The 25,296-nt window shown below is 42.3% G+C and carries 23 protein-coding genes and 3 tRNA genes; 13 read left to right on the top strand and 13 right to left on the bottom strand.

The genetic code is table 11. The annotated features are described in order from the left end of the window. Nucleotides 1-4: 4 nt before the first annotated feature. Both EHS15_RS17575 and EHS15_RS17570 read right to left on the bottom strand, forming a co-directional pair. Nucleotides 5-526, bottom strand: a complete 522-nt coding sequence (locus EHS15_RS17575) for an ImmA/IrrE family metallo-endopeptidase (protein WP_135761897.1) — start codon at nucleotides 524-526, stop codon at nucleotides 5-7. Between the two features lie 400 nt (nucleotides 527-926). Beyond that, nucleotides 927-1,949 carry a rod shape-determining protein gene (locus EHS15_RS17570; protein WP_002972591.1) on the bottom strand — a complete coding sequence of 341 codons (1,023 nt, stop codon included), beginning with the start codon at nucleotides 1,947-1,949 and terminating at the stop codon, nucleotides 927-929. A gap of 152 nt (nucleotides 1,950-2,101) precedes the next feature. Here EHS15_RS17570 and EHS15_RS17565 point away from each other — a divergent pair, with 152 nt between their 5' ends. After that, nucleotides 2,102-3,703, top strand: a complete 1,602-nt coding sequence (locus tag EHS15_RS17565) for a Ppx/GppA phosphatase family protein (protein WP_135761896.1) — start codon at nucleotides 2,102-2,104, stop codon at nucleotides 3,701-3,703. Next, the gene (locus EHS15_RS17560; RefSeq protein WP_135761895.1) at nucleotides 3,700-6,291 is read left to right on the top strand and encodes a SpoIIE family protein phosphatase; all 2,592 of its coding nucleotides are present in this window, start codon (nucleotides 3,700-3,702) and stop codon (nucleotides 6,289-6,291) included. Before EHS15_RS17565 ends, EHS15_RS17560 begins: the two co-directional genes overlap by 4 nt. On the opposite strand, the gene EHS15_RS17555 is transcribed toward EHS15_RS17560, so the two are convergent. Further along, nucleotides 6,280-7,755, bottom strand: coding sequence for a leucyl aminopeptidase (locus EHS15_RS17555; RefSeq protein WP_135761894.1), 1,476 nt, complete (start codon nucleotides 7,753-7,755; stop codon nucleotides 6,280-6,282). The genes EHS15_RS17560 and EHS15_RS17555 overlap by 12 nt on opposite strands. Beyond that, a complete protein-coding gene (gene bcp / locus EHS15_RS17550) occupies nucleotides 7,752-8,231 on the bottom strand; it encodes a thioredoxin-dependent thiol peroxidase (RefSeq protein WP_135761893.1) in 480 nt (159 codons plus the stop codon). The genes EHS15_RS17555 and bcp overlap by 4 nt, the downstream gene beginning before the upstream one ends. 76 nt (nucleotides 8,232-8,307) lie before the next feature. Here bcp and EHS15_RS17545 point away from each other — a divergent pair, with 76 nt between their 5' ends. Both EHS15_RS17545 and EHS15_RS17540 read left to right on the top strand, forming a co-directional pair. Next, entirely contained in the window at nucleotides 8,308-8,721 is a 414-nt protein-coding gene (locus EHS15_RS17545) for a hypothetical protein (protein WP_135761892.1), read from the top strand. A gap of 13 nt (nucleotides 8,722-8,734) precedes the next feature. Beyond that, a complete protein-coding gene (locus EHS15_RS17540) occupies nucleotides 8,735-10,204 on the top strand; it encodes a potassium/proton antiporter (protein ID WP_135761891.1) in 1,470 nt (489 codons plus the stop codon). Nucleotides 10,205-10,212: 8 nt separating this feature from the next. Here the strand turns inward: EHS15_RS17540 and EHS15_RS17535 are convergent, their stop codons facing one another. From EHS15_RS17535 to EHS15_RS17525, 3 genes are read right to left on the bottom strand one after another with little or no spacing between them, the layout of a single operon-like run. Then, on the bottom strand, nucleotides 10,213-11,226 hold the full coding sequence (locus EHS15_RS17535; RefSeq protein WP_135761890.1) for a hypothetical protein: 1,014 nt from the start codon (nucleotides 11,224-11,226) through the stop codon (nucleotides 10,213-10,215). An 18-nt stretch (nucleotides 11,227-11,244) separates the two neighbouring features. Continuing rightward, a complete protein-coding gene (locus EHS15_RS17530; RefSeq protein ID WP_135761889.1) occupies nucleotides 11,245-12,627 on the bottom strand; it encodes an APC family permease in 1,383 nt (460 codons plus the stop codon). A 1-nt stretch (nucleotide 12,628) separates the two neighbouring features. Next, a complete protein-coding gene (locus EHS15_RS17525) occupies nucleotides 12,629-13,159 on the bottom strand; it encodes an LIC10415 family protein (RefSeq protein WP_135761888.1) in 531 nt (176 codons plus the stop codon). A gap of 181 nt (nucleotides 13,160-13,340) precedes the next feature. Between EHS15_RS17525 and sppA the strand changes: the two genes are divergently transcribed. From sppA to EHS15_RS17490, 7 genes are all read left to right on the top strand, one after another. Further along, nucleotides 13,341-14,306: a signal peptide peptidase SppA gene (sppA, locus tag EHS15_RS17520; protein ID WP_135761887.1), complete on the top strand. Its 966-nt coding sequence runs from the start codon at nucleotides 13,341-13,343 to the stop codon at nucleotides 14,304-14,306. Further along, entirely contained in the window at nucleotides 14,303-14,911 is a 609-nt protein-coding gene (locus EHS15_RS17515; RefSeq protein WP_135761886.1) for a hypothetical protein, read from the top strand. The genes sppA and EHS15_RS17515 overlap by 4 nt, the downstream gene beginning before the upstream one ends. Then, nucleotides 14,912-15,649, top strand: coding sequence for a 5'/3'-nucleotidase SurE (gene surE, locus EHS15_RS17510; RefSeq protein ID WP_135761885.1), 738 nt, complete (start codon nucleotides 14,912-14,914; stop codon nucleotides 15,647-15,649). It abuts the gene before it with no gap. An 11-nt stretch (nucleotides 15,650-15,660) separates the two neighbouring features. Then, nucleotides 15,661-16,338 (top strand): tetratricopeptide repeat protein, encoded by a 678-nt coding sequence (locus EHS15_RS17505; RefSeq protein ID WP_135761884.1) that lies wholly within the window; start codon nucleotides 15,661-15,663, stop codon nucleotides 16,336-16,338. A 60-nt stretch (nucleotides 16,339-16,398) separates the two neighbouring features. Further along, nucleotides 16,399-16,470: transfer RNA gene (locus EHS15_RS17500), tRNA-Pro, on the top strand. 17 nt (nucleotides 16,471-16,487) lie between these two features. Then, nucleotides 16,488-16,561, top strand: a tRNA-Arg gene (locus tag EHS15_RS17495). A gap of 19 nt (nucleotides 16,562-16,580) precedes the next feature. Beyond that, a tRNA-His gene (locus EHS15_RS17490) sits at nucleotides 16,581-16,652 on the top strand. A gap of 579 nt (nucleotides 16,653-17,231) precedes the next feature. On the opposite strand, the gene EHS15_RS17485 is transcribed toward EHS15_RS17490, so the two are convergent. Next, nucleotides 17,232-18,071 carry a hypothetical protein gene (locus EHS15_RS17485; protein WP_135761883.1) on the bottom strand — a complete coding sequence of 280 codons (840 nt, stop codon included), beginning with the start codon at nucleotides 18,069-18,071 and terminating at the stop codon, nucleotides 17,232-17,234. 93 nt (nucleotides 18,072-18,164) lie between these two features. Between EHS15_RS17485 and EHS15_RS17480 the strand changes: the two genes are divergently transcribed. Continuing rightward, entirely contained in the window at nucleotides 18,165-19,829 is a 1,665-nt protein-coding gene (locus tag EHS15_RS17480) for an ankyrin repeat domain-containing protein (protein WP_135761882.1), read from the top strand. A 171-nt stretch (nucleotides 19,830-20,000) separates the two neighbouring features. On the opposite strand, the gene EHS15_RS17475 is transcribed toward EHS15_RS17480, so the two are convergent. Both EHS15_RS17475 and EHS15_RS17470 read right to left on the bottom strand, forming a co-directional pair. Beyond that, nucleotides 20,001-20,426 (bottom strand): ABA4-like family protein, encoded by a 426-nt coding sequence (locus EHS15_RS17475; RefSeq protein WP_135761881.1) that lies wholly within the window; start codon nucleotides 20,424-20,426, stop codon nucleotides 20,001-20,003. After that, entirely contained in the window at nucleotides 20,423-21,400 is a 978-nt protein-coding gene (locus tag EHS15_RS17470) for a hypothetical protein (RefSeq protein ID WP_210416372.1), read from the bottom strand. The genes EHS15_RS17475 and EHS15_RS17470 overlap by 4 nt, the downstream gene beginning before the upstream one ends. Before the next feature lie 95 nt (nucleotides 21,401-21,495). Between EHS15_RS17470 and EHS15_RS17465 the strand changes: the two genes are divergently transcribed. After that, nucleotides 21,496-22,188 (top strand): TetR/AcrR family transcriptional regulator, encoded by a 693-nt coding sequence (locus EHS15_RS17465; protein WP_135761880.1) that lies wholly within the window; start codon nucleotides 21,496-21,498, stop codon nucleotides 22,186-22,188. On the opposite strand, the gene EHS15_RS17460 is transcribed toward EHS15_RS17465, so the two are convergent. The 3 genes from EHS15_RS17460 to EHS15_RS17450 are packed head-to-tail and all read right to left on the bottom strand — an operon-like array spanning nucleotide 22,178 to nucleotide 24,866. Further along, complete coding sequence (locus tag EHS15_RS17460; protein WP_135761879.1) at nucleotides 22,178-22,747, bottom strand: slr1658 superfamily regulator; 570 nt, start codon at nucleotides 22,745-22,747, stop codon at nucleotides 22,178-22,180. The genes EHS15_RS17465 and EHS15_RS17460 overlap by 11 nt on opposite strands. Before the next feature lie 33 nt (nucleotides 22,748-22,780). After that, nucleotides 22,781-23,728, bottom strand: coding sequence for an adenylate/guanylate cyclase domain-containing protein (locus EHS15_RS17455; RefSeq protein ID WP_135761878.1), 948 nt, complete (start codon nucleotides 23,726-23,728; stop codon nucleotides 22,781-22,783). A 7-nt stretch (nucleotides 23,729-23,735) separates the two neighbouring features. Then, nucleotides 23,736-24,866, bottom strand: coding sequence for a PP2C family protein-serine/threonine phosphatase (locus EHS15_RS17450; RefSeq protein WP_246052281.1), 1,131 nt, complete (start codon nucleotides 24,864-24,866; stop codon nucleotides 23,736-23,738). Between the last annotated feature and the right edge of the window lie 430 nt (nucleotides 24,867-25,296).

Genomic DNA, 25,296 nt, shown 5'->3' with positions numbered 1-25,296 from the left:
ATAACTACCAAGAAAACAATCCAAGCCATTTTCCGCGCATTTCAGCAGCGTCTGCCGAAACACTAAAGTATTCAGAAAGTTTAGAAACATCTACTTTCCCGTTTTGTTCGAGTTCATAACATTTCTTAATAAATAAATTTTTTGGCATTAGCAAGCATGCAGCAAATTCATTTGCTTCACTTTCTTGTAAGGAGAAGCCTTTACGTGCATAAGAGTCTTTAAAATCAACAAGAGAATTCCATTTATCGTCATCGATTAGGAAACCCATATGTAAGAAAAGGTGGCCAAGTTCATGAGCAATAGTAAAATTATTTCTGCTTTTGGGCTTATTGTTATCGATGCTGATTTGGAAGGCAAAACCGACTTTTTGAATTAAACCATCTAGATCGCTTTCAAGCGAAGTATAATTGATTTTTCCCCCTAATTGCACAACTAAGTTTTCTAAATCAACAGGGATTGAGATTTGAAAAAAATCTAATAATCGGTCTACAATTGCTTGAATCGCTCTTCTTCGCTCAGGAGACATAATTGCACCAATCCTTCATTTTATTTAAACTTTGTCAATTCTTAATACGGTCAGCTTTTTTTTATACTTTAAGCTGAAACTAGATGATTTATAGAAGTTTTTCATGAAAATACCGTATCTATTATGTTTTGTTACGAAAGTAAAGTATAAATAAAGCTGCGACAACTAACTTAAGAAAACAATCTTATTGTTAGGTGTCATCCCTTGCCCCGGATCAACCGAGCGTTGCCGTCGAGGGCGAGCCGGAAAAAGGCCCTTTTCTTTATCTAGCGGAATGCCATATAACAAAAAAGGGAACTCGAAAGTTCCCTTTTGAATCCCGATCCCTTATTGTGTTAAGAAATCTGTAAATTTTCTCTATCAAGAATGCAATTGCGATCTTGAAAAAGAAAAACGCCTGTTATCTGATTCCCGGTTTGATGTATTTGAGTTCGTCTAGGTAACGACCTGTTCCAAGTACAACGCAAGTCAGAGGGTTTTCTGCACGGAAAACAGGAACTCCTGTTTCTTTTGTGAGGTAGTGCTCCAATCCGCGAAGCAAACAACCACCGCCAGTTAGAACGATTCCTCTTTCTACGATGTCGGCAGCAAGTTCAGGAGGAGTTCTTTCCAATACGGATTTGATTCCATCCAAAATTTCGTCTGTAGGTTCTTTGAGGGCTTTTCTGATTTCGTTGGAATCTAGTTCCAATGTGCGAGGAAGACCGGAGATCGCATCTCTACCTTTCACTTCCATCGTATCCACTCGTTTGTCTGCGAATGCGTTTCCGATGGTCAGTTTGATATCTTCCGCAGTTCTTTCTCCCACGACCAAGTTGTATTGGTTACGAAGGTATTTTACGATAGCTTCATCGAATTCGTCCCCTCCTGTTCGGATGGACTCTGCGATCACCATACCACCGAGGGAGATCACAGCGATTTCTGTGGTACCTCCTCCGATATCTACGATCATGTTTCCTGCAGGTTCATGGATCGGGATGTTGGCGCCGATGGCAGCAGCCAAAGCTTCTTCAATGAGGAAAATCTCTCGTGCTCCTGCTTGTTCTGCGGACTCACGCACGGCACGTCTTTCTACTTCGGTGATTCCGGAAGGAACTCCGATGACGATGCGCGGTTTTACAAATGTAGTGCGATTGTGGACTTTTGCGATGAAGTAACGGATCATCTTTTCCACGGTTTCGAAGTCGGCGATGACCCCGTCTTTCATGGGGCGGATGGCGACGATATCTCCGGGAGTCCTTCCCAACATTCTCTTCGCTTCTTGCCCTACTGCAAGCACTCTTCCTGTGGAAGCCTGGACGGCTACTACGGACGGTTCGGAGAGAACGATCCCTTGTCCTTTTACATGCACGAGTGTGTTTGCTGTGCCAAGATCGATTCCCATATCGTTTGAGAAGAGTCCGTAGAGATTGTCAAAAATCATATAATGTCCTGGTGAAAATCTGAAAAGGTAGGAAACTCGGGATGGTAAGGTCAAAAACCATCAGAAATGCATAAAACTACCTGTTCCCAATAATTTTCGGAAGGTTTTTGCTTTCAACCGTAAAAATTTTCCTTAGGGTTGGTACTATAAAAATGCTACCATTCAGCCAACTTTTAAAGAAGAGAAGTGAGAACGGTTCCGGGGAAAAGATCCTGGCCGCCATCGATTTAGGTACGAATTCCTTTCACATTGTCATCGTCCGTATCCGTCCGGACGGCACTTTGGATTCCCTCACTAAGGAAAAAGAATCCGTTCGTTTGGGAAGCGGTAGCGGGGATTATGCGGTGATCCAGGACGATGCCATTGAAAGAGGGATCGCCTGCTTAAAAAGGTTTAAAACATTGGCTGAATCGTATAAGGCGGAGATACGTGCAGTCGCCACAAGTGCGTTACGTGAAGCGGAGAATAGAGACATATTTCTTTCCCGCGCAGAAAAAGAAGTGGGTCTTAAGATCGATGTAGTCTCCGGAAATGAGGAAGCAAGGCTCATTTATTTAGGAATTTTGCAGGGTTTGCCTGTGTATGATAAGCGAATTCTTATGATCGATATCGGGGGAGGAAGCACGGAACTCTTGGTAGGAGAAAAAGGAGAAATTCTTTTTTCCACAAGCTTGAAGTTGGGGGCCATTCGCCTCACAGAAAAATTTCTGAAGAAAGATCCCATCACCATGATGGATCTTCAAAAATGCCGCATTCATATCGAATCCGTACTTTCATCTTTTTTACCTCAGATCGAACAATGGAAACCATTTCAGGTGATCGGTTCGTCCGGGAGTATCACCTCCGTAGCTTCCATGATTCTGGAAAAAAAAGGAGAGAAGAGGGAAAGATTGAACGGAGCCGAATTCACTTACGATCAGTTCAAAGAAATTCGAAAGGCGGTTTTGGAAGCGGACTCAATCAAAAAAAGATTAAAAATTCCCGGCTTGGACGCTAAAAGAGGGGATATCATCGTGGCGGGAATTCTTGTGTTAGATGAAGTTCTACACAGATTGAAATCCCCTTCTTTAGTGGTATCTGACTTTGCTTTGCGGGACGGGATCGTTTACGATACCATCGAATCCTGGTATCGTTTTGAGAACACGACTCTCCCCGCTTTGGACAATATCAGAGAGAAGGCGATTAAATCCGTTTCCAATCTCTATCCCCAAGGCAAAAAACATGCGGAACAAGTCGCCAAACTCACTCTGCAGTTGTTCGATGACCTAAAAGAATTACATGGATTAGGTGCTCAAGAAAGGGAATATCTGGAGACTGCCTGCCATCTCCACCAAGTAGGGCTTTGCATTTCGCACCACTCCTACCACAAACACAGTTACTACATCATCAAAAACGCGGAGTCCATGGTGGGATTCTCCAACGCAGAGATTGAAATCATCGCTCTTGTGGCTCGTTACCATCGCAAAGGCGGGCCGAAAGGAAAACACGAGGAATTCAAAGTGCTCCGTATTGAAGATCAGACTCTTGTCAAAAAATTGGCTGCTTTCCTTCGCATCGGAGACGGTTTGGATCGTTCCGAAAAATCACTTCTCGACCGGGTCGAAGCCAAGACGGAAGGAAATAAAGTGATTTGTGAGATGATTCACAAAAAGGAATCCGACCCTCATTTGGAATTATGGTCCGTGGAAGAAAAAAAAGATCTGTTTGAAGAAACCTTCGGAGTAAAATTGGAATTTCGATCCCAATCCCTATGAAATTTTTTTTTGACAAACAGTTGAAGAGTTTCGGCTCCTTCATACTCCACTGCTTTATCTTCTTATCTTCCTTTTCGTTGTTCGCATTGCCGATCGACCTGAGTAAAAATTGGAATGTCACCAACCATTGGATCGTAAAAGATCTTCCCAGTGCGCCGGATTGGATTCGTTTGGATACCCTTCCTCTGAAGAATGTATCCGATAAACTGTCGTTTGATGAAAACAAATTGCGGTATGTGACTTTGCATAAGACCTTTCTTATATCAGGCAAAGATATACAGGAAACGGAAGCGGATGCCTTCAGCCTTCATGTTCCTTATATCTCGAACGTCTTCGAAATATATCTGAACGGAGAAAGAATCAACGCTTCCGGGAAAATAGAAAACGGAAGGATCGTAAGAAGCGGTTACAGACGTCATATCATTATTCCCATAGACCGCAATTTGATTCGCGTGGGACAGAATGAGATTCGTATCTTAGTTGCGGCGGAACCTGGAGAAGAGTTAGACGTTTATTTATTGTTTAACGACATCCCCGCTAAAATAGACCTCGCTTCCGAAAATCAGAAGATCAACGAGGAATACCTCACCTACATGCTTTTGTTTCTTTATTTCTTCGTAGGTGTTTACCACGGACTTTTTTATCTCAAAAGAAGAAACGAAGAGTACAATTTATATTACGCTCTTTTTGCTATCGGCTTGTCCGTGTATATGGTGTTTCGTTCTCAAGCGATTTATCTATTGGAATTGGATCCTTACCTTCAATCTAGGCTGGAATATTTCGTAGTGTTCTTCACTCCGATTTGGTTGCCGTTGTTTGCGGATCATTTTTTCAGAGGAAAGGTGAGTCGCATTTCTAAATACTATCTGTATTTCGTTATCGTTATCGCAATCGTTCAGTTCTTCGTAAGCAGATCCTTATCCATCAAAATTCTGTTGAGTTGGCAGATCTCCGTTCTTATCTTTGCTCTTTACACCGTTTATATCATGGCGGCAGCGGTTGTTGCCAAAAATAAGGACGCCTATCGTATGTTTATCGGTTTTGCGGTCCTTATGATTACCGGAACCTGGGATGTGCTCGGTGCGACTGGGCTTCTCCCCATTCAAAACCTGAATTTACTTCGATTCGGTTTTTTGACTTTCGTTTTGGGGATTGCGGTCGTATTGGCGAATCGTTTTTTAAGAGTCCATAGACAGGTAGAAGTTTTGAACGCCACCTTAGAGAAGAAGGTGGAAGAAAGAACGAAAGAATTGCAAAATACTTTATCCAGAGTGCAAGAATTAAAGACCCAGCAGGACGGAGATTATTTCCTAACCTCACTTTTGTTAGATCCTATTTCGGGAACGAACGGAGAATCTGATTTACTGAACATTCAATCCTATACGAAACAAAAGAAAGAATTCGAATTCAGGGGCAAAAAAAGGGAGATAGGAGGAGACATCATCATCAGTGATGTGATCTTTCTACAAGGGAAATCTTACACGGTTTTCGTCAATGGAGATGCGATGGGAAAATCCATCCAAGGCGCAGGTGGTGCTTTGGTTTTGGGAGTCGTCTTTTTATCGGTTATCAAAAGAACCCAGTCCAAGGAAGAATACAGAAACAAATCTCCGGAACGATGGTTGAAGGAATGTTTTGTGGAACTTCAATCCATTTTCGAGTCTTTCGACGGTTCCATGCTTATTTCCGTTGTGCTCGGGTTAGTCGAAGAAGAGACAGGTCTTTTGTATTATGTGAATGCGGAACATCCTTGGACGGTTTTGTATAGGGACGGAGTCGCCGGTTTTATAGAAAACGAATTGGAACTGAGAAAGATCGGTACGAAAGGAATGGAAGGAGACATTCGTGTCCGCATTTTTTCTTTGGAGAAGGAAGATGTTTTGTTCGTAGGTTCCGACGGGAGAGACGACATCGTTCTGGGATCAGACCTTAACGGGAATCGTCATATAAACGAGGACGAAACTCAATTTTTAAGACGAGTGGAAGAATCGAAAGGTGATTTAAAAGGTTTGCTGGAGGAACTTTCCCGTTTCGGTGAATTATCCGACGACCTAACATTGATGAGAATCGAATGGAAGGGAGAAGCGAAACGTTTATCCAGAAAAGAATCTTTCGAAATTGCGGAAGGGGAAATTTTCCCCGACTCTGAATACCGCAGACTATTGGATTCAGGAAACGTTTCATCCGCTTGGGAACATATCCGAGCTTTGCTCGACCGTCCTTCTTTAGGAAAAGAGATTCAAGTTTATCTGTTGAGAGAAGCGGGAAGAGTCTCCCTATTATCAAAAAACTTTGCTTATGCGGCAGAGACTTTGGAATCCGTGCTTCCTTATTTTCCTACGGACAACGAGATTCTTCTTCAATTGAGTTTCGCATATAGAAAGTTAAAGAATTATGAGAAGGCGATCAATCTTTCGGAAAGAGTGAGATCCAGAGATCCTAAACATTTCAGGAATTTGGTTCATTTGGTGGAATGTTATAAAAACATCGGCCAACTAGAAAGAGCGAAAAAACTTTTTTCTAAGCTGGCCGGGCTGGCACCTGAGCATCCTCAGACGCTCAAGTGGAAGGAAATTTTATTCGGCTAGGGTTTCTGCCAAATCAACGAGTAGTCGGACTCCGTAACCGGTAGGTCCGCTCGTTTGTGTGCCGGAAGCTTTTTTTCTCCAAGCGGCTCCTGCGATGTCGATATGAGCCCATTCGATTTTTTCATCGACGAACTTCGATAAGAACATAGCAGCAGAAACGGTTCCGCCGCCTTTGCCGCCGCCTGTGATGTTTTTGAGATCTGCGATATCCGATTTTAAATCCTCTCCGTATTCGTCCCAAAGAGGAAGTTCCCAAATACGATCGTCCGAACTTTCGGAGGCTTTTTGCAGAGCCGTACGAAGAGGATCCGATTTTGTCATGATTCCTGCAGCTTCATGTCCTAGCGCGATGATGACCGCACCTGTCAATGTCGCCAAATCGACCATAAAATCAGGTTTGTGGTGTTTGGAAACGTATGCGAGAACATCACCTAACACAAGTCTTCCTTCTGCGTCCGTGTTTTGCACTTCCACAGTGAGACCGTTGTAAGCGGTATAAACGTCTCCCGGTTTGATCGCTTTTCCATCCGGCATGTTTTCCGCAACACCTATGGCTGCGATCACATGGATGGGGATCTTTAGTGCCGCAATGGCACCTATGGCATGTATGGCGGCGGCTGCACCGCACATATCGTACTTCATCTCGTGCATTTCTCCGGCAGGTTTGAGAGAAATTCCTCCCGTATCGAAAGTGAGACCTTTTCCTACGATTGCGAATTTCTTTTTCGCCTTAGCCGGTTTGTATTCTATGATGACCATCTTTCCGTTGAGTTCGGAACCTCGGCTGACTGCTAAAATTCCACCGAAACCTTCTTTTTTCAACTGAGGATCGTCCCAAACCTTAACGGTGAGTTTGTTTTCCTTTGCGATTTCCTTCGCTCTCGCTACGAAATCGTTAGGAGTGAAATAATTGGCAGGGAGGTGAGCGATATGTCTGGCACCATTCACATGTTTGGCGGTGATCCTGCTTTTTTCGAGACCTTTCTCCGCTTTTTTTTCTGCGGATTTATCTTCGAAAACGAAAGCGATCGGACCTGGATTCGTTTTTTCTTTTTTCTTTGTCTGCAAAACGGATACAGGATAGGAACCTATCGTCAAGGAATTGGCGACTTGATAGGCGATTCTTTCCGGAGAAAACTTTTTAGTGATTTCTTTGGAGAAATGAATTTGAAAACCTACTTCGTTCCATTTTAGAATTCGTTCTCCGAATTTGAGAAAAAGACCAGCCAGTTTTCTGAAAACCAGTTTCTCTTTTTCACCTAATCCTACGTAGATGATTTTTTCGGATTCGTCTTTCAACTCTTGTCCGAAGTCACCGCTGAAAACTTTTGCGTTGATTTGAGTTGGAAATTTTTTTCCCAATTCGTCTTTTACTTCTTCTTGAAAGAGTAGGATGAGTTTATAAAAAGAATCGCCCTTCAACGGGCCGATCTGAAAGCTTAGAGGAGAAGTTTCTATTTTCATTTTCCTTCCAATTCCTGGATATCTTTGATGATTTCTTCTACGTGACCTTTCACCTTCACGCTGTCATAGATTTTTTTGATTTTGAGAGACGAATCCAAAATAAAAGTGGATCTTACGATTCCCAGACCCTTTCTTCCCATAAAAACTTTCTCTCGCCAAACACCGTATTTTTCACAGATTTCTCCTGTTTCATCGGAAACCAATTCGAAGTTCAGCTCTTGTTTTTCGATGAATTTCGTATGAGATTTGGGACTGTCTTTGGAGATCCCGACCACATTGTATCCCAATTTTTTGATTCTAGCGAAGTTATCTCGAAAGTCGCAAGCTTCCGTCGTACATCCTGGAGTCATGTCCCTAGGATAAAAATAAAGCACTACACCTTTCTTTCCGACTAAGTCAGCAAGTTTCACCGTCTCATCTTTTGCGTTTTTTGCGGAGAAACTCGGGGCTTTTTTGCCTAATACTAATTCTGACATACACTCTCCCTGTTTTTCTTTCTCTTTTAGACAAAATTCTGTTGTAAAAGCAAGTCTTTATAGCGATAACTTAAACATGGAAGCCAAACTCAGAGCGCAATTGATTCGTGAGGGAAACCAAGCATTCAATGCGGGAGACATTCGCAAAGCCAGGGAAATTTTTCTCAAGACCGGCTACCAAGACGGACTCATTCGTCTGGGCGATCATTTTATGTACGATAAAAGGCTTCCTATGCTTGCTTTCGGTTATTATAAAAAGGCAGGCAGACAAGACAAAGTAGACGAGATCTTCCAAAGAATGGTGATGGCTTTGTCAGAATGGTTAGGAAAAGATAAATTCAAAACAAGCGAACCGATGTCCGCACCGAAAGAGGCGGCGGCTGCCAATGAGGAAGAAGGTTCCGGTGCGAAGGAACTCAATCCGGACGATTTCAGAGTGCACCCGATCTTAAGAGCGAAAGCGATTGAAATCCTGAACAAAGGGAGATGAGCCAAATCCGTTAATGATCGATTCCTTCACCTTACAAGCATTTATAGTTTCCGCACTGATTCTTTTTTCGATTCTTTCCAGTAAACTTTTTTTCCGCTTCGGATTCCCTATTCTGTTGATCTTCCTCGTATTTGGGATGTTAGCTGGTTCTGACGGTCCGGGAGGATTGGAATTCAGCGACTACAAAATGGCACAGTCCATAGGTACTTTTTCTTTGATGTTCATTTTGTTTTTGGGCGGATTGGAAAGCGATTGGGACGCTTTGTCCTCCAATCTTTCCGTCAGTTTAAAACTTTCCATCTTCGGAACCATACTCACCGCTTTGATTTTGGGAGTTCTCATCCACTGGTTTTTTCCGGTACTAGGTTTGATGGAATCTTTGCTTCTAGGTTCCATCGTAAGTGCTACGGATGCGGCATCCGTTTTCAATATCTTCAAAACGGGAAGTTCCGATTTGGAAGAAAGTTTGAAAAAGATTTTGGAATTCGAATCGGGTTCCAACGATGCGATCGGAGTTTTACTCACCACCATATTCATCAGTCTTATCACTGCGGATGCATCCACATTCTCCGGCTGGTATTTCGCTCGTTTTTTCTTTCTTCAGATTTTTGCGGGTGTTCTGATGGGATACAGTTTCGGGATGGTGATCGTTTACTTGATGAACTCCGTCAAACTAGGATATGACGGTCTTTATTTGGTATTCATTACCGCTTGCGTTCCTTTCGTATTTTCAGTAACTACCATCTTTCAAGGAAACGGATTTTTGGCCGTTTATATCGCAGGGATTTTGATCGGAAGATTCAAGTTCATTCATAAAAAATCCATCTTCCGATTTTTAAACGGATATGTCTGGATTTTGCAGATAGGCATGTTTCTCTGTTTCGGTCTTCTTGTCTTCCCTAGTCGTTTGGCTCAGATTTGGATTCCTGGAATCAGTATCGCTGTGCTGCTGATGGTGTTCGCCCGTCCTTTGGCCGTCTTCGTATCGTTAATCGGTGAAAAGGTTCCTTTAAAAGAAAAATTATTTATTTCTTGGGTGGGTTTGCGAGGGGCTTCTCCCATCATTATGGCGACTTTCCCTATCGCTGCCGGTTTAGCTGGCGGAGAACTTTTGTTCCATATAGTATTCTTCGTGGTATTGGTCTCTCTTTTGGTTCAGGGTTCTACAGTGCAAAAGATGGCGAAGTGGCTGGGAATTTTGAAGAAAGATTCTGAAAGTTTATATCGTCCTAGAGATTTCGACAATATAGAATTTCCGGGAATGAGCCTACAAGAGATGATCGTACCTTACAACTCTAAGGCGATTGATAAAGCATTATTCGAGATTAAACTTCCTGCGGAATCACATGTGCTTTTGATCGCAAGGGGAGAACAGTTTTTGATTCCTTCCGGAAACACCCAGGTTAAAGGCGGGGATGTAGTCTGGGTGCTTGCGAAGGATGAAGTTCTTTCCGAAATCGGAAGAACTTTCAGCGAAACTTAAACGATCTTCTATAAATTAAAATCTTTGGAAATTCCCAATTGGAGAGTTGTTGTCTCCAAACGTCTTCTTTCCGAATAGAATATATTGTCATAAAGAGTTTTTTGCACCAAGTCTCCCGCCAAACGAGTGTTTCTTGTCGTAAGGGAGGCATAAATGGAGCCCGCACTTCCTATGGAATTGCTCATATCCGTCACGATGATGTCTTTTTCCGTTGCGAAAAAAACTTTGATCGTGTCGGAAAGTTTCAAACTGATTCCCAACAAAAATCTGTTTCCGCTTACCTTAAAAGTTCCTTGGGAAGATTCCAAAGTAGTGTAAGAGGCCAAAGTGGTGTTTGAAAGAAGATAACCTTCCATCCTGGATTCGACAGTATATTTTCCGTCGGATCGAACCAATAAATTGCTGAATAACAATGAGTCGAAATAAAGAGTTAGTGTAGGAGTAAGATCGTATTCCAATCCCAGTCCCAAATAACCGAGTGAAGTCGAGGCTTTGTAGGTTTCCGAACCGGAAAGATAAACCAAATCGGAACTGCTTTCCAAATACATATTTTTGTTTTTCAGGTTTTGGTTGATCGATCTGAAAACGAATTTGGGAATCACTCTAAAAGATTCGAAAGGTGCGATTACGGTTCCGAAAGTAAGTTCGGTTTGAGTGAGTCCTGATTTATAGGTTCCGGGATTGATTTGAGAAAACCCGTATCTGTTGCCTGGAAAATTTCCGGAAAGAGAACCGTAACTGATTCCAAAGAGCAGATGAGTGAAAAGAGGATGGCTCAAAGAGGCATAATAGTCTAATCCTAGTTTGCCGCCAGCCGCCTTGTTCTGATCTTTCCAGTTTTCTTCCAACATCCTTCTGTAAAAAGGGGTGTATGTTTGGTTTCTTTTTTCCCAGTCGGATTCGTAGATCCCGTATTGAGCCGCTAATTTCAAGCGGACAACGCTTTTTTCCAATTTTCCCGCTTGGGAAAATACCGGTAGAGACACGGTCAGAAACAAAAGAGTGAGTATGAGTTTTTTCATATATCTCCTGTAAGGTTTTTATCGGGTGAGTTCTTTGTGAAGAGAAGGTGTTTTTTTATGTAGTTTAAAAAGGTAATACGTAGGTATGGCGGTAAGAGTGATCGTAAGACCCCAAAGAGCTGTCACGGGTTTTTCCGTAAATAGAACCACCATCACCGCGACATTTGCGAAAATATAAATGAGTATGGGAAGAGGATAAAAAGGAATTTTATAATCCGATTGAAATCCCATTTTTTTGAATCGAAAGGGAGTGGCGGCGGTCAAGCAGGACAAAAGAAGGATCGAACAAGTGATCATATAAAGAAGGGATTCGATATCTTTGATCGTCAAAAACAGAATGGCGATTCCTGCTTGGAAAAAAATCGCTACATAAGGACTTCCGTATTTCGGATGTAAGTTGGCAAAATTACTGAGAAAAGCTCCGTCTCTTGCCATTGCAAAATAGACTCTGCTTCCACCGATGAGAATCGCGGAAAGAGATCCGAGTATCACCCAAGTCACAAATGCAGTGGTTACGATCGCCAGTTTCTTTCCAAATAACGATTGAAAGGCGATCGCACCGATTCCATCCTGTCCGGAAAGTTCCGAGGAAGGAGCCGAAACTAAAAATAAAATGTTCAAAGAAAGATAAAGACCCGTGACCAAAAAACAAGCGGTGACTGCGGAACGAATGAGACTTTTTTCGGGAGAACGCACTTCTTCCGCAAGATAGGTGATCATGTTCCATCCTAAATAAGAAAAAGATACCGGAACGATCCCTATGAGAACTTTAGAAAAGAAAGAAAGAGTTGCGACTTCAGGAAAAGGCACCGAGAAAAGATAATTCCAATTCGTGTTTCCGATGGAGAAACCCAAAATCAAAAACAGGATCAAACCTGTGATTTTTACGACTGCGAAAAAATTTTGAACGATGACTGCCGATTTGATTCCGAAAAAATTCAAACCGCTGAATAAAAGGATGGGAACGATTCCGATAAATGTTTCCGTTCCTATTTGAAAATCAACACCTAATATGCGATATATGCCTGAATCCCAGATGGGGATTCCTGGAAATAAAATGACAATATACTTCCCGAATGCCAAAGCCAAAACGGAGATACATGCGGAAAAATTGGTGAGTAACGAAGACCAGCCGCTCATAAAAGCCAAAACGGGAGAGTAGGCTACTTTGAGATAAACGTAATCACCACCTGCATAAGGAAGAAGGCGGGCTGCATAAGCATAAGTGATGGAACCGCAGAGAGCTAAAAATCCTCCGACTCCCCAGCAGAGAATTACGATCCAAGGATTTCCTGTTTCTTTGAGTAAAAACCCGGAAGTGAAAAAAATCCCCGATCCTACCATTGAGGAAAAAAGAAGGGAGACTGAGTCGAAAGTGTTAAGTGACTTTTTTAGCTCCAGCTTAGCCGCCTAATAGACGTTTGACTACGGTTTCCGAAATAGGCTTCAGCGCGGAAGGGGACATTTGACCCAATTTACCGTTGAATTCCTCCGGATTGAGAATCATGCCTAATGAGAAAATATTTTCTCCTTCCACTTCCTTCTTCTTCAATTCTTCCACAAGGGCTTTGATGCTGGTTTGCGTATTGAGAAGGGAATCTGCCTTTTGAAAGGATTCCTGATTTCCGGATGTAAGCTCCGGAAACAGAGGTTCGTTTTCAAAAAGAACCTGAATCAAATCTTCTTTGGTGGATGCAGGATCTTCCAAAAGACCCAATCTGGATTGTTCTCTGGAAAGTTGTTTTTGCAGCTCGGTCAGCTTTGTTTGAATGTTATGATATTGAACGGGAAGGCTGATCGCAAAATCGGATTTGGATTCCAGCTTTTGAGGAGTTTTGGAAGAGAGTTCGTTCGAAGATACATCCTTAGTATCTTTTTTGTCCTGGACGAACCGTTCAGCAGAATTGAGAAGACGATTGAGACGAACATCCATGTCCTTACCTTCCTTAGTTACCTGAGTTATGTCTCACTGTCGGGGCAGGAAACTCCTCTGGATCTACCTATCATTTTATCGGTAGTTATGTACAAGGAAAATAAACATTTTTTTACAAAAAAAGTAAAGTATTATTAAAGTTGACTGGCTGTTTTGTGTCGCTTTTCTTGAGGGTGTCATTATGGAAAGAAACCAAATTCTACTCTTTCTCACCTTCCTCCTCTCCGCAGTAGCTACCGTCTTAGGTATTGTTCATATCGCTACCAACTCAGGTTCGTCCAAGTTTTCCTCCGGGACGGGAGGAGGGCTTTTCCAATCCAATGAAATCGGCGCAGCAGTGGTTTCCATCGTAGGAGAAATTCATTCGGGAGAGTCCACTTACGATTCTACCGGAGCGGATACCATATTACGAGAGTTACGTGATTTGGAAGAGGATGCCAACGTAAAAGGGATCTTGATCGAAGTGAATTCTCCCGGAGGAACGGTTGCCGCTTCTCAGGAAATTTTCAATGAACTTATGCACCTTCGCAAAACGAAGAAAATCGTAGTTTCCATGAAGGATGTGGCGGCATCAGGCGGATATTATATCGCTGCCGCTTCCGATTATATCTTCGCACAAAACGGAACCATCACAGGTTCCATCGGAGTGATTTCTTTCAGTCCTAATTTCAAAGGTCTGATGGATCGGTACGGAGTGTCCGTAAAAACCTTTAAGGCGGGAAAATACAAAGATATGTATTCTCCTTTCCGTGACTCCACCGCAGAGGAAGACGATATCATAAACAAACAGTTGATGGACACCTATCATAAGTTTGTGGAAGATGTTGCCAAAGGAAGAAATAAAACCGTTAAATCCGTAGAAGAATTGGCGGAAGGTAAAATTTATTCCGGAGAGGACGCTTTCCGAAACAAACTTGTGGATGATATCGGAGGAAGAAGGGAAGCTCATAAAAAACTTTCCGAACTTTGTTTGTACGAAGGTTTGATCCCTTTGTACGAAAAAGAAGTGACTCCGTTCGATCGTTTTCTTCAAAGTTTCGGAGTTCTCTTCGAAGGAAGCGCCATCTCTTCAAAAAAAATCAGCATGATGTTGGAATCTCCTCTTTTGGTCATTCTTCCTAGTTCTTTAGGGAAATGGAATTTATGAGAGATTTGTTTTATGACTTCGTCGATCTATTGGAAATTTTATTCTTAGAACCTTTGCGTTATGCGGAGGAAGTGAATGAGATCCCTTTTGCGGTTTCTAAATCCTCGAATTGGCTTTTTTCCATTTTGGCGGCACTCAGCATTTCCACAGGGATGAGTCTTTTGTCTCCACCTTACACGATTTCAACGATCAGTTTTCTTATTTTCGGTTTTATTTCCAATCTGATCATTCTTCGTTTTTTCCCCTTCTTTTTCGGGATCGTTTTGGATTATTACGTTCATAGCAAGGCGAGAAACATTCGGATCGGAACTCTCATCAGTTTCGCAAGGCATGCAGTCGTCGTCTTCGTTCTTTTCGGATCCGTGGCTATGATTTTGCAATCCTTAGGAATTTACGGAGTGGGAACAGGTTTGTTTCTTTTGTCGTTTCTTTTTATCGTTTATGCGGTGCTTGTAGGAAGAGGCGCTAAATACATTTATGATCTGAAAGATAAAGATGCGATTCGGTTTTCTTATACCGCTTTGGGAATCACTTTATTGTTTCCTTTTCTTTTGAATTTATATACGGCAACCACCATATTGCAGTCGTTCGCCGGAGGGTTTTAGTTGAATATTCTCATTACCAACGACGACGGTATCTCTTCTAGCGGAATCAAGGCTCTCGAAAAAGAGCTGGGTAAAAAACACAATACATATCTGATCGCTCCTCTCAAAGAACGTTCTGTCACTTCTATGGCACTTACCGTTTTTCAATCGATGAGGGTGGAACGAATCAACGACAATCATTACATTGCAGATGGGTTTCCCGTGGACTGCGTAAACATCGGTCTATATGCTGAGATCTTTCCTAAAATCGATTTGGTTCTTTCCGGAATCAACAGGGGAGTGAACATGGGATACGATGTACACTATTCCGGTACGGTAGGGGCTGCAAAACATGGAGGACTTCACGGTCTTCCTTCTTTGGCGGTCAGTTCCGGTAGAATCGATCCGGAAGACGGTTATGAAAGAGAAGCAAAGTTAGTCGGCCTATTTTTGGATTCGTATGTTACGAAGATCCTGCCGGGAGAGGTTTGGAATATGAACTTTCCTCCTGAGATCGGGGGGAGCGGGGGATTAGATCAACTTACATTTGTTCGACTGGGGAGAAGAAGATACACCGAAAAATACGATAAGACCAATATCATAGAAGGTGTGAGCGAATTCCAGTTGAACGGAAGCCTTCTAGGTCACGATCAGGAAACAGGAACCGATTTCGAGGCATACTATGCAGGTAAAATTCCTGTGACTCCCATTCAACTCGATCTAACGGACTCAAATAGATTGTCACTACTAGCAGGTTGAACGGCGGTTTTATGGCGGATTCCAACCAGAACGATTATCTTTCTTATATGAATAAAGGCAATTATGCCTTGGCTTTGACTCTTTTGGATCAGGAAATTTCCTCTTCTCCGGACGATCCTATTCTGCTTTATAATTTTTCTCTTTGCTGCTTTCAGACCAAAAATTTCAAAAAAGCGGTTCAGGTTTTGGATTCCATCATCGAAAGGTCTCCCAAATTCATCGAACTGGACAATGTGTACCGTCTGAAAGTTTTTTCCTATATCGAACTGAAGGATTGGGCGAAAGCGGAGGAAATCATACAATCCAGGCTGCAGATCGCCTTGGATGATCCGAAACTTCTTTCCTTTTTGGCCCATATTTATGAATATACCCATCGTTTGGAAGAAGCGATCGGAATCCACCGTCGCATCTTAAAGAGTAATCCCGATTATAGAAACAGCTTAAACTCGTTAGGTTATCTTCTTGCCCTGAAGCCTAGTTTGACTGCAGACGAAAAAAAGGAAGCTGTGGATTGCCTGAAAAAGGCGTTGAGTTTGGATCCTGAGAATCCTGCTTATTTGGATTCCTTCGGATTTTTTCTACAGAAGTCGGGAAATACGGAGGCTGCTTGGAAAGCTTTCCGAAAGGGCCTGAAAAAGAATCCGAATCATCCTATTTTGTTAGAGAGATTGAAGAACTTACGAAAATAATCCCTCCCTTTTGTTGACAGAGCGCTCCTCACCAAAAAACTGGAAAATCAGAACTTCTTTCGGGATGTAGCGCAGTGGTAGCGCATCTGTTTTGGGTACAGAGGGTCGCAGGTTCAAATCCTGTCATCCCGAATAAGGTTGTTCTATCAGACCCGGTAGCTCAGCTGGATAGAGCAACTGCCTTCTAAGCAGTTGGTCGGGGGTTCGAATCCCTCTCGGGTCAAGTTGATTCTCTTAAAACGGTGGGTGTAGTTCAGCGGTAGAGCCCCGGTTTGTGGTACCGGTCGTCGCGGGTTCGAATCCCGTCATCCACCCATTCGAAAGCCGCACACAGCGGCTTTTCTCATCCCAATAACAACTGTAATATTTAATATAAAATCGGATTCGAACGATCGGTTCTGTGAGAAACGTAGCGACCCATAGGGAGCGTGAAGCGTTTCGACCGAGCACATGGATGTGCGAGGACAGAAGCGAGACGGCCTGGAGTTTGCCTGACCCGGAAGGGAAGGCAACGTAAGGCGAATCCCGTCATCCACCCATGGAAAGAAGTTCGACTCCGCTTTCGCCTAGCCCTCCTGGCTAGAGCTCCCGCCCGCGACCATCCTTGGTCGCTTTTCGTCAAACTCCTTTCCATAACCTTAATATCATTCGCACACTCGTCCATCCTTGGACTCGCGATTCGGCGAACCTTTTCTCATAAAATAACAATAATGATACGAAGTGATAGATCGGATTCGAACGATCGGTTCTGTGAGAAACGTAGCGACCCATAGGGAGCGTTTTCCCGTAGATGAAGTATGGTTGTTAAAGATAGAAAATGATTAAGGACGACTCAGAGAGACATGCCTTTGATCAAACCTAACTTCTCCGTTCCAATTACTAAATAATCATTCTTATAAAAGCTCTTTCGATTGAAACCAATCCGGTAAATAGGGGAGTTGGTTTTCTTTCCAAGTCCAATCACCTAGCACTGTAATGATTGGTTCCTCGATCTGAAGTGCATAACGCAAACCTCTTCCTAAATCGGATCGAGTGGTGGCCCTGTAAGGGGAATCTTCTGCTTTATCCGCAAAATATTCTCTTTCATGGTTCCATGCGTATTCTAGGAAGAAGTCTTGGAACTTCAACTGGGAAGATTGGAATTTGTTTTTCAAATCCAACAATTCTTCTTCCTGCGTCGTTTTGAGAGATCTCTGTAGAATCAAAGATATTCCTCTTACGCTTTTGGAATAAAAGGTTCCCGCTCTAATGATTTTTCTGTTAGACGGAGATGTAAGTGCCCATTCATCCATGATGAGTTTTACATATCCCATAGACCCGTAAAATGAAAGAGTATGAGGCAGCCAATAAAATGCGGAATACCCGATTGAGAGTTTCGGTTTGAATTCTTTTTCCAAAAGAACCAAAGGATCATAAGAAATTGACAAAGCAGAAGATAGTGCCTCTTTCGATGTTTGTCGAATGGGATATCCTACTTCGCCGAGAGCAGGGGTATAGATAAGAGCTTCCCATTCTTGGGATATATTCTTTGAGTTCAGTTGTGAGGATATATTTTGAGTTATATGATGATCTGCGGAAATATTCGTCAATGTGATGTCTGCGCCGCCGATTTCCGAAGATCCCGTAGTGGTTGCAACAAGTAAGGCATTCGGTTGAGAATTGCGGAGTTCTTCTAGTGCGCTTTGGCCCGCTTCTCCCGAACCGCCGATGATCAAATATTGTTTTTGTCTCATTGGGTTCCTTTTTGTGTTCTTCCGAATATTTCTATCAAATTTCGATTGATAGATTTCAAACAACCTTTCTTATATTGATGGATTATTTTAGAAATGAAAGCAATCTTAATATGCAGTCAATGTTCCAGTGAACATCATATCACAGAATCGAAAATCCAAGGCAAAAAAGGAAAATTCCGCTGTAAATCTTGTAGTTTTCTGAATCCGTTCGACAGAAGTGAGGCCGGATCGCAAGAGGCTCCTGCTCCTAGCCCTAAATTAGTTTTATTTGATCTACAATTTGAAAGTGAAATTCCTGAAACTGAATTGCATGGCCAATGGAAAGGCCATTTTTTCGACGATTTCCGTTCCGTTTGGTTTGATGACAGACTTCTCATTTTACCGGCAGATGAGAATGAAATCTTCCAGCCGAAGGAATACATTTCCATTACAGGTTTAGCTCATCCTAAAAAGCTAAAGGGATTTCGTTTCGATGTAAGGCCGGATGATAGAGAAAACCAATCCAGGATGGTTTCCGTATCCGATACATTTTCGGCAAACTCCGGTTATCGTTTGTCTCTTACCGTTGAATCTGAATCGGAAACATCCGTACAAGGTAAAATTTATCTTGCGATTCCCGACGAAACGAATACCTATCTCAATGGGACTTTCAAAGCGCTTAGAATTCAAACAGTAGAATTCGAGAGCAACGGTACTTTCTCGAAGGAACTGCCGAGTTTCGTATCAAATAAGTTAGCTGCTAAGGTTTATACTTTGTCCGGGAACACTTTGCACCTTCAAGAAAGTTTTTCCAGGCTCTTCGAAGAGGAAAAAAGAATCTTATTGGAAACTCTTTTTGAACATTGGATTATCGGAGAAGGTGAAGCAGAGAGTTTGGTTTTGACGGAAGAGAATGTGATTTTTAAATTCTCTCTCTCCGAGAAAAAAATGACCGAATCTTTGATCTTTCTGATCGGCAATCAAGTCTATCCCGATGCAAGTTCCTGGGATACGATTAAAAATAAACTTGAATCCTTTTCAGACACTAATCCTAGTTTTGTGGGAATCCTAAAAAAGAAATTTCCTACGGAAATGGAACGTTTATTGGAGCCACCTTCTTCGAATCCATCCGGACAAGATCCTTCCATTGCAATCCAAAAGGATGATCCTATTTTGCTTCGAGAAATTTTGAATTCGGGTGTTTCTCCCAGTTACGTGTCCCCGGAGTCTTCCTTAAACCCGTTAAGCTTTTCTTTGTTACATGAAGCATTGTCTTCTGCAGGCGCAAAATGTGGACAGTTGCTCTTGGATTCGGGTGCAGATCCGAATCATGTGGATAAAAACGGAGAAACTCCTTTGTTTCGACTGTGCCAAAACAATGAGATATCTTTAAAAGATAAAACGACTTTGCTCGATTCATTGATCACTCTAGGAATCAATGTGGACCAACAGTCCTTGAACGGAATGACCGGTTTACATTGGTGTTCTATTTTCGGCGAACCTTCTCTTGCCAAGAGATTGATTCAGGGCGGAGCAAACATTCATATTGCAGATAACTTTGGTAATACGTCTTTGCATGAGGCATGTAAGTTCGGACATTCTTCCGTTTTGGCGCTTCTACTGGAGGCGGGAGCAATGCCGAATGTTTTCAATCAGGAACATCGTTGCGGTAGAGATTTGGCATTTGAAAGTTTGGAATCTGCGGAACTCCAAGGAAACGAGGAAGAAGTTGCTCGTTACGAAAGGATATTATCGTTGTTAGATGTTTATGGCGGCTAAACAGGAAGAGACATAATTCCTGCGGAGAGGAGCAAGCCCCCACCCTGAATTGGGTGGAGGAGGCGGGCTAGTGGGCTTTCCTCCCTTCCCTCTACACCAAATCCTTGTTTTTTGCATTTGGTTTTCCTGTTTTGCGAAAAATTTTTAAAAAGTTTTCACCTTTTTGCCCTTTTATTCCCAGACTTTTTTTCTAAGAACGATTTTGAGGATCGTATAGAGAAGTAGCCCCACCGGGCCGTACATGAAAGTCATAATTTGACAAGGGAGCACGAGCCATCTGGAAATTCCGTGCGCTTTCGCATCTTCGATTTCCCATGTGCCTAAAAACAGGTCGAAGGCCAAATAGTGAACCCATCCGGCTAACAACGCATAATCGTTTTGAAATAATTTTCTGACATTCTCCAAGCTGTCGAACCCCCCTTCTGCATGACCGAAGCTGGATCCGATGAAGAAAGAATAAAGTCCGCCGAAAACGAAAGTAGAAATTACGATCGTAGTTATTTTTTTCGTATGTTTCCAGTTTGGTGCTGCGATCAGCAATAGCCATCCTGCCATTGCGATCGGGTTCATGATTTGGAAAATATTCGAAGCGGTCATGATAAAACTCCTTGAGCAATTGGTTTTCTATGGAAATTAGGCATCATAAGAACGATACTTACAACTAAAAAGAAGATCGCTGCCAAATAACCGAACAGATACGGCTTGCTGGTAGCAAAGATCGATTCTCCCGACAAAGCTTGTACATTCATAATTACGATGATGGAAAAAATGGATAATCCTGAAATTCGAAGATATGGAATTTTGGAATCTAAAGAAATGTTATTGTCTTTGCGAGATAAAGTCCCTAGGAACCAAGCTACTACTGAAAAAAACTGCATTGCGTGCATTCCGAAAAAATGAGGCACTCTCATATCACCTGCAACGGTGCTCCATCCAAAGAATAGAATTCCGGGTCCGCCATCAGGTGCTCCGAAAGTATGGCCTCCGTTCGCATTCAAAATCCCTTGTTTCATTTCTTCCAATTGTTCCGGTCTAGGGGTGGTCATAAAAAAACCTAAGATCATACCGTAGGAAGCGATGAACAATCCCCACATCAAACATTCCTTAATGAATTTATTTACATCTGTTTTGCGAAGGATTCGTATCGTAACGAGGAGATGTGCGACCCAAAAGACGGTGATGCTGGTTCCCATAAGGGAAAAGATAAATCCGTTGAATGGAGTCGTAATATTGAAATGACTCGAGATTCCCCTTCCTGCTTGCAGAACAATACAGACGATTTCGATGAAAGTAGTAATCGTCAAAACCCAGGAAAGTTTTTGGATCGTTTTTTCTTGTAAGGAAAGAAACTGCAAAATCCAAACCAATGTGAAGGAATACACTGCGATCGAGACGCTGAATTTGATAGGTTTGATCCAAATCGGAGCGGATTGAAGCATTCTGGGATCCAGGAATAATAAAGGAAACAAAACCAAAAGGGAAAGACCCATAACGATTCCGTTCCAATACAAGGGATTGGATTTTTGTTTGTCCAACCATTCGAATTTGAGTTTCAGTGAATGCGGAAACATACTTGACTCCTACGGCAAAACCGGTTTTCTTAATGTAGACAGTGTAATCATTGGTTGTGGTCGCTGTCAACATAAAAGTAGACATTGTAAACATTATGGCAAAAAAAAATGCAACTCCCGGAGCCAAAACTCCTACCTTGGCTCCCTCGAAGAAGAGTAAATCGGCAAATACGGAATCCAGCTATCACCACGGAGACTTACGAAATACCCTTCTTGTTCGTTCCGAATCGATTTTAGAGGAGAAAGGGGTAGGTGCCCTTAGTTTAAGGGATGTTGCTTCCGAACTGGGGGTGAGTCACGCAGCTCCTTACCGCCATTTTCCTCGTAAGATCGATCTCTTATTCGCTTTGGCAGCCAGAGGTTTTTCCGATTTGAGCGATGCGATGCAGAAATCTTGGTCGGTGAGCGAAGATCCTTTGGAGAAATTGAAGGCTTCCGGCAGAGCTTACATTATGCTTGTTTTGGATCATCCCAGAAGAACAGAACTTATGTTTGGTGGTGATATTCAGTGTGAAGAGGCGCCGGATGATTTGAAAAAAATAGGGCAGGAAGCGTATTTAGGGCTCTATCGAATTGTGGAGTTCGGGCAAAAGGAAGGGGTGTTGAAAAAAACGGTTCCTACTCCTAGCTTATCCATGAGCGTTTGGAGTGCCGTACACGGATTTGCCGTGTTAAACGAAAGAACTTGGAGAGAAGCAAAAACATCTGAAGCCAAAAAAAGAATGGAGGAACAGATAGACATTCTTCTTCGGATCGTCATAGACGGTTCCAAAGAAGTTAAGTCGTAAAGTAGAGAACCCTGCTGGTTATTTTTGAAATATCGCCTGAGTTTTCAATGATGACTTCCATTTCGATCGGATAATCTTTCAGAATCATCACTAAACCGATTCCTGAATGATGAGGATCGTTTTCATTTAATTCTAGCTTTTGAATGTACAGTTCGTCGAGATCTTGTGCTTCGAAGATTTCTTTGAGATTGATTTCGTAAGTTGCAAGGCTCTTATCGTTGGTCCTATTGATGACTACCATCTCGAAAGCGTTTCCTCTGTGGATGAGGTCGATATCGATGTCTGCTTTTTTATCGAAGGAATATTTCGCTGCGTTCTCCAAAAGTTCGTTGAACACTGTGGAGATGGAGTTAACGATCTCGGAACTTTTCATCGCTTCCGGAGTTGTTCCAGAATCGGAAACAAAGGAAAAACCGTAGAAGTATCCGATGAAATCGGATAGGATACCGATCCTCCTCCAGTGTGCCATCAAATCAAGAGGTTTGAGGTGAACTGAAATTTTGGATTCAGGTTCTACTTTAAGAATGTGTTCTGATTTTAAGTTACCGTACTTTCGCATATTCGGTTAGTATAACTACGATAAGATATACTATTATTTTAAAGCCGCAAGCGCTTTTTCTAATGCGTAACGCATTAATCTTCTTTCTTCAGGATCTGTGCTGATTTTGTCGAAATGAAGAGGTTTTAAGAGAAAACCCTCACCGTCGAACTTGAGAAACGGATTTTCCTTTTTTTCTTGTTCATTTTTCAGGCCGATCACTTGGTAAGTTTCGATGGGAGTATGAACTCCTTTCACAACGATCTCTCCCTTCGCTTTGGTTTCGATGAATTCGTCGATAAGAGATTTGGTGGCGTTAGAGATCAAAATCCCGCCCGGCTCTGAAGCATGTTCCAGTCTGGAAGCCACATTCACCGGTCCTCCGATGATCGTATAGTCCATCCTTTCGTTTGTACCGAAATTACCTACTGTAACATAGCCTGTGTTAATTCCTATACGACAGGTTAAGTTGTGGTTGATTCCCGACTTGCGCCAATATTCATCTAACGCAGGCAGGCTGTCTCTCATCTCGATGGCCATTTTTACACAATTGAGTGCGTGCGCCGTATCGTTTTCAAAAACGGGCGCACCGAAGAAAATCATAATGGCATCCCCGATGAATTTATCAATGGTTCCGCCGTATTTGATGGCGATGGAAGACATCACGTCGAGATATTTGTTTAAACAATCGGAAAGAATTTCAGGTTCGATGGAATCGGTAATTGTGGTGAATCCTACGATGTCGGAAAAGAAAATAGTGAGTTTTCTTCTTTGGTAGGAGATGGAAGCTTCGTCTTCTTTCGAGCCGGTGATCATCTCGTACAATTGAGGGGAAAGATAACGTCTCATTCGATCCAAGAACATTTGGATCTTGTTGTTGTTTTCCAGAAGTTCGTTTTCTACTTCCGTAGAATGATCGATGATATTTTGGTAGAGAACTTCCAGTTCGGCGTATTTTGCCTGTTCTTCGCTTAATTGCGCTTGCAGATCTTCGGAACTCATGGAAGATTTATTTTCCCTTTCTCTTCATCACCATGACGGTGATATCGTCGTAGAGTTGAACACCTTCAATAAAGCTGTAAATATCGTTGTAAATTTCATATAACAATGCATCTGTGCTTGGCAAACCTGCATGTCTTTCCAAAGATTCTACCAGGCGTTTCAAACCGAATTGTTCCCTTTTGGAATTTTCAGCTTCCGTAGCGCCGTCCGTATAAAGCAGAACGATATCTCCAGGATTCAATTCGAATTTTTGTTCATGAATGAATTCGTCGATGGATTCGGTCAAACCGACTAACATACCGTTATCGGTAGTGTCTATGATTTCCGTTTTTTTATTGGCCTGTCGATAGACCAAAATGTTCTCATGTTGGCCGGCAGTAGTGAAAACTCCGTTTTTATAGGAAAAAAGAGAAAGAGTTAGGTTACGAATGTCTTGCATTCGGATATGAATGTTGGAGAACAAAATGGAATTGATCGCCTTCAAACATTCTTTTAGGTTTTGAGTCGCAGCACTAAGTGTTGTGATGAACGCGGTTTGTGTCATCAACATCACTACTCCTGAAGCCAAACCGTGGTCGGTAACATCGCCTACTCCGATGTAGATGGTTCCGTCTTCATGACGAATGACATCGTAGTAATCTCCCCCCACTTCGTTTGCGGAATCCATTCTAGCGGAGATCTCTAAGTCTTTTACTTTTTGTAATTCTTCTTTGCGAGGAAGAACCATTGCTTGGATTTGTCTGGCAACATCCAACTCCATACCGAGGCGCATGTTCTCTTCCAACATGGCTTGCTTTTCGGTATTAAAAATTAAATCTGCTTGTTCTTGTGTAGTGCGCGAAGTATTTAAGATCGCATATAAGATCAATCCGCCAGTAACTACCATGTACAATAAAATTAAGAAGATACCCATGGGCACAGCGTTCACAATGAAGAAGTTACTGCTTGTTTCCAGGAATTGAGGTTTGAGTAGGTAGGACATCTCCATCAACTTGTCGTTGAATTGGGACATCTCCGGATAAAATACGATCGTAAGAGTTGCATACTCTACAAGTAATACGCAAACTGCGAAAATAATTGTTTTCGTATTGTTTCGAATCGAGGCTAGAGCGATAAGAATGAAGAATACATAGACCATGGGCGCAGCATAGACCAAGCTTGGGTTCTTCTGTGAGTAGGCACTGTATCCTGTAACAAACGTTAGTAATGAAATTTCCAAAAAGGAAGAAAGAAATTTAAAGATATTGAGGTAATTCCCCGATTTCTTTAAAGAGAAGTAGACGATGAAATTGTAAAAGAGCAAAATGAAAATTGCAGAAAGCTGAAAATAGAATTCATTGATGGGTCGACCCGATATCAGCCCGAGAGTAGCAAAGATTACCAAGAACCCCAGGAAGAAAAATCGGAACCGCGTGGCGAAAGTCTCTGCACGCAATTCTCCTTGGTATGCAATTTCTTTGAGTTGCGTTTTGTAATAATCTGAGAGGACGAATCGGTTTTCGGTAGCGGGGGCTGAAGACATAGGTTACAGGTTTCTTTCTTTATATTTCGATATTGAGAATGGAGAA

It is taken from the genome of Leptospira idonii, from assembly GCF_004770995.1.
Taxonomy (GTDB): domain Bacteria; phylum Spirochaetota; class Leptospiria; order Leptospirales; family Leptospiraceae; genus Leptospira_A; species Leptospira_A idonii.
This window is presented reverse-complemented; position numbering and strand designations above follow the sequence as displayed.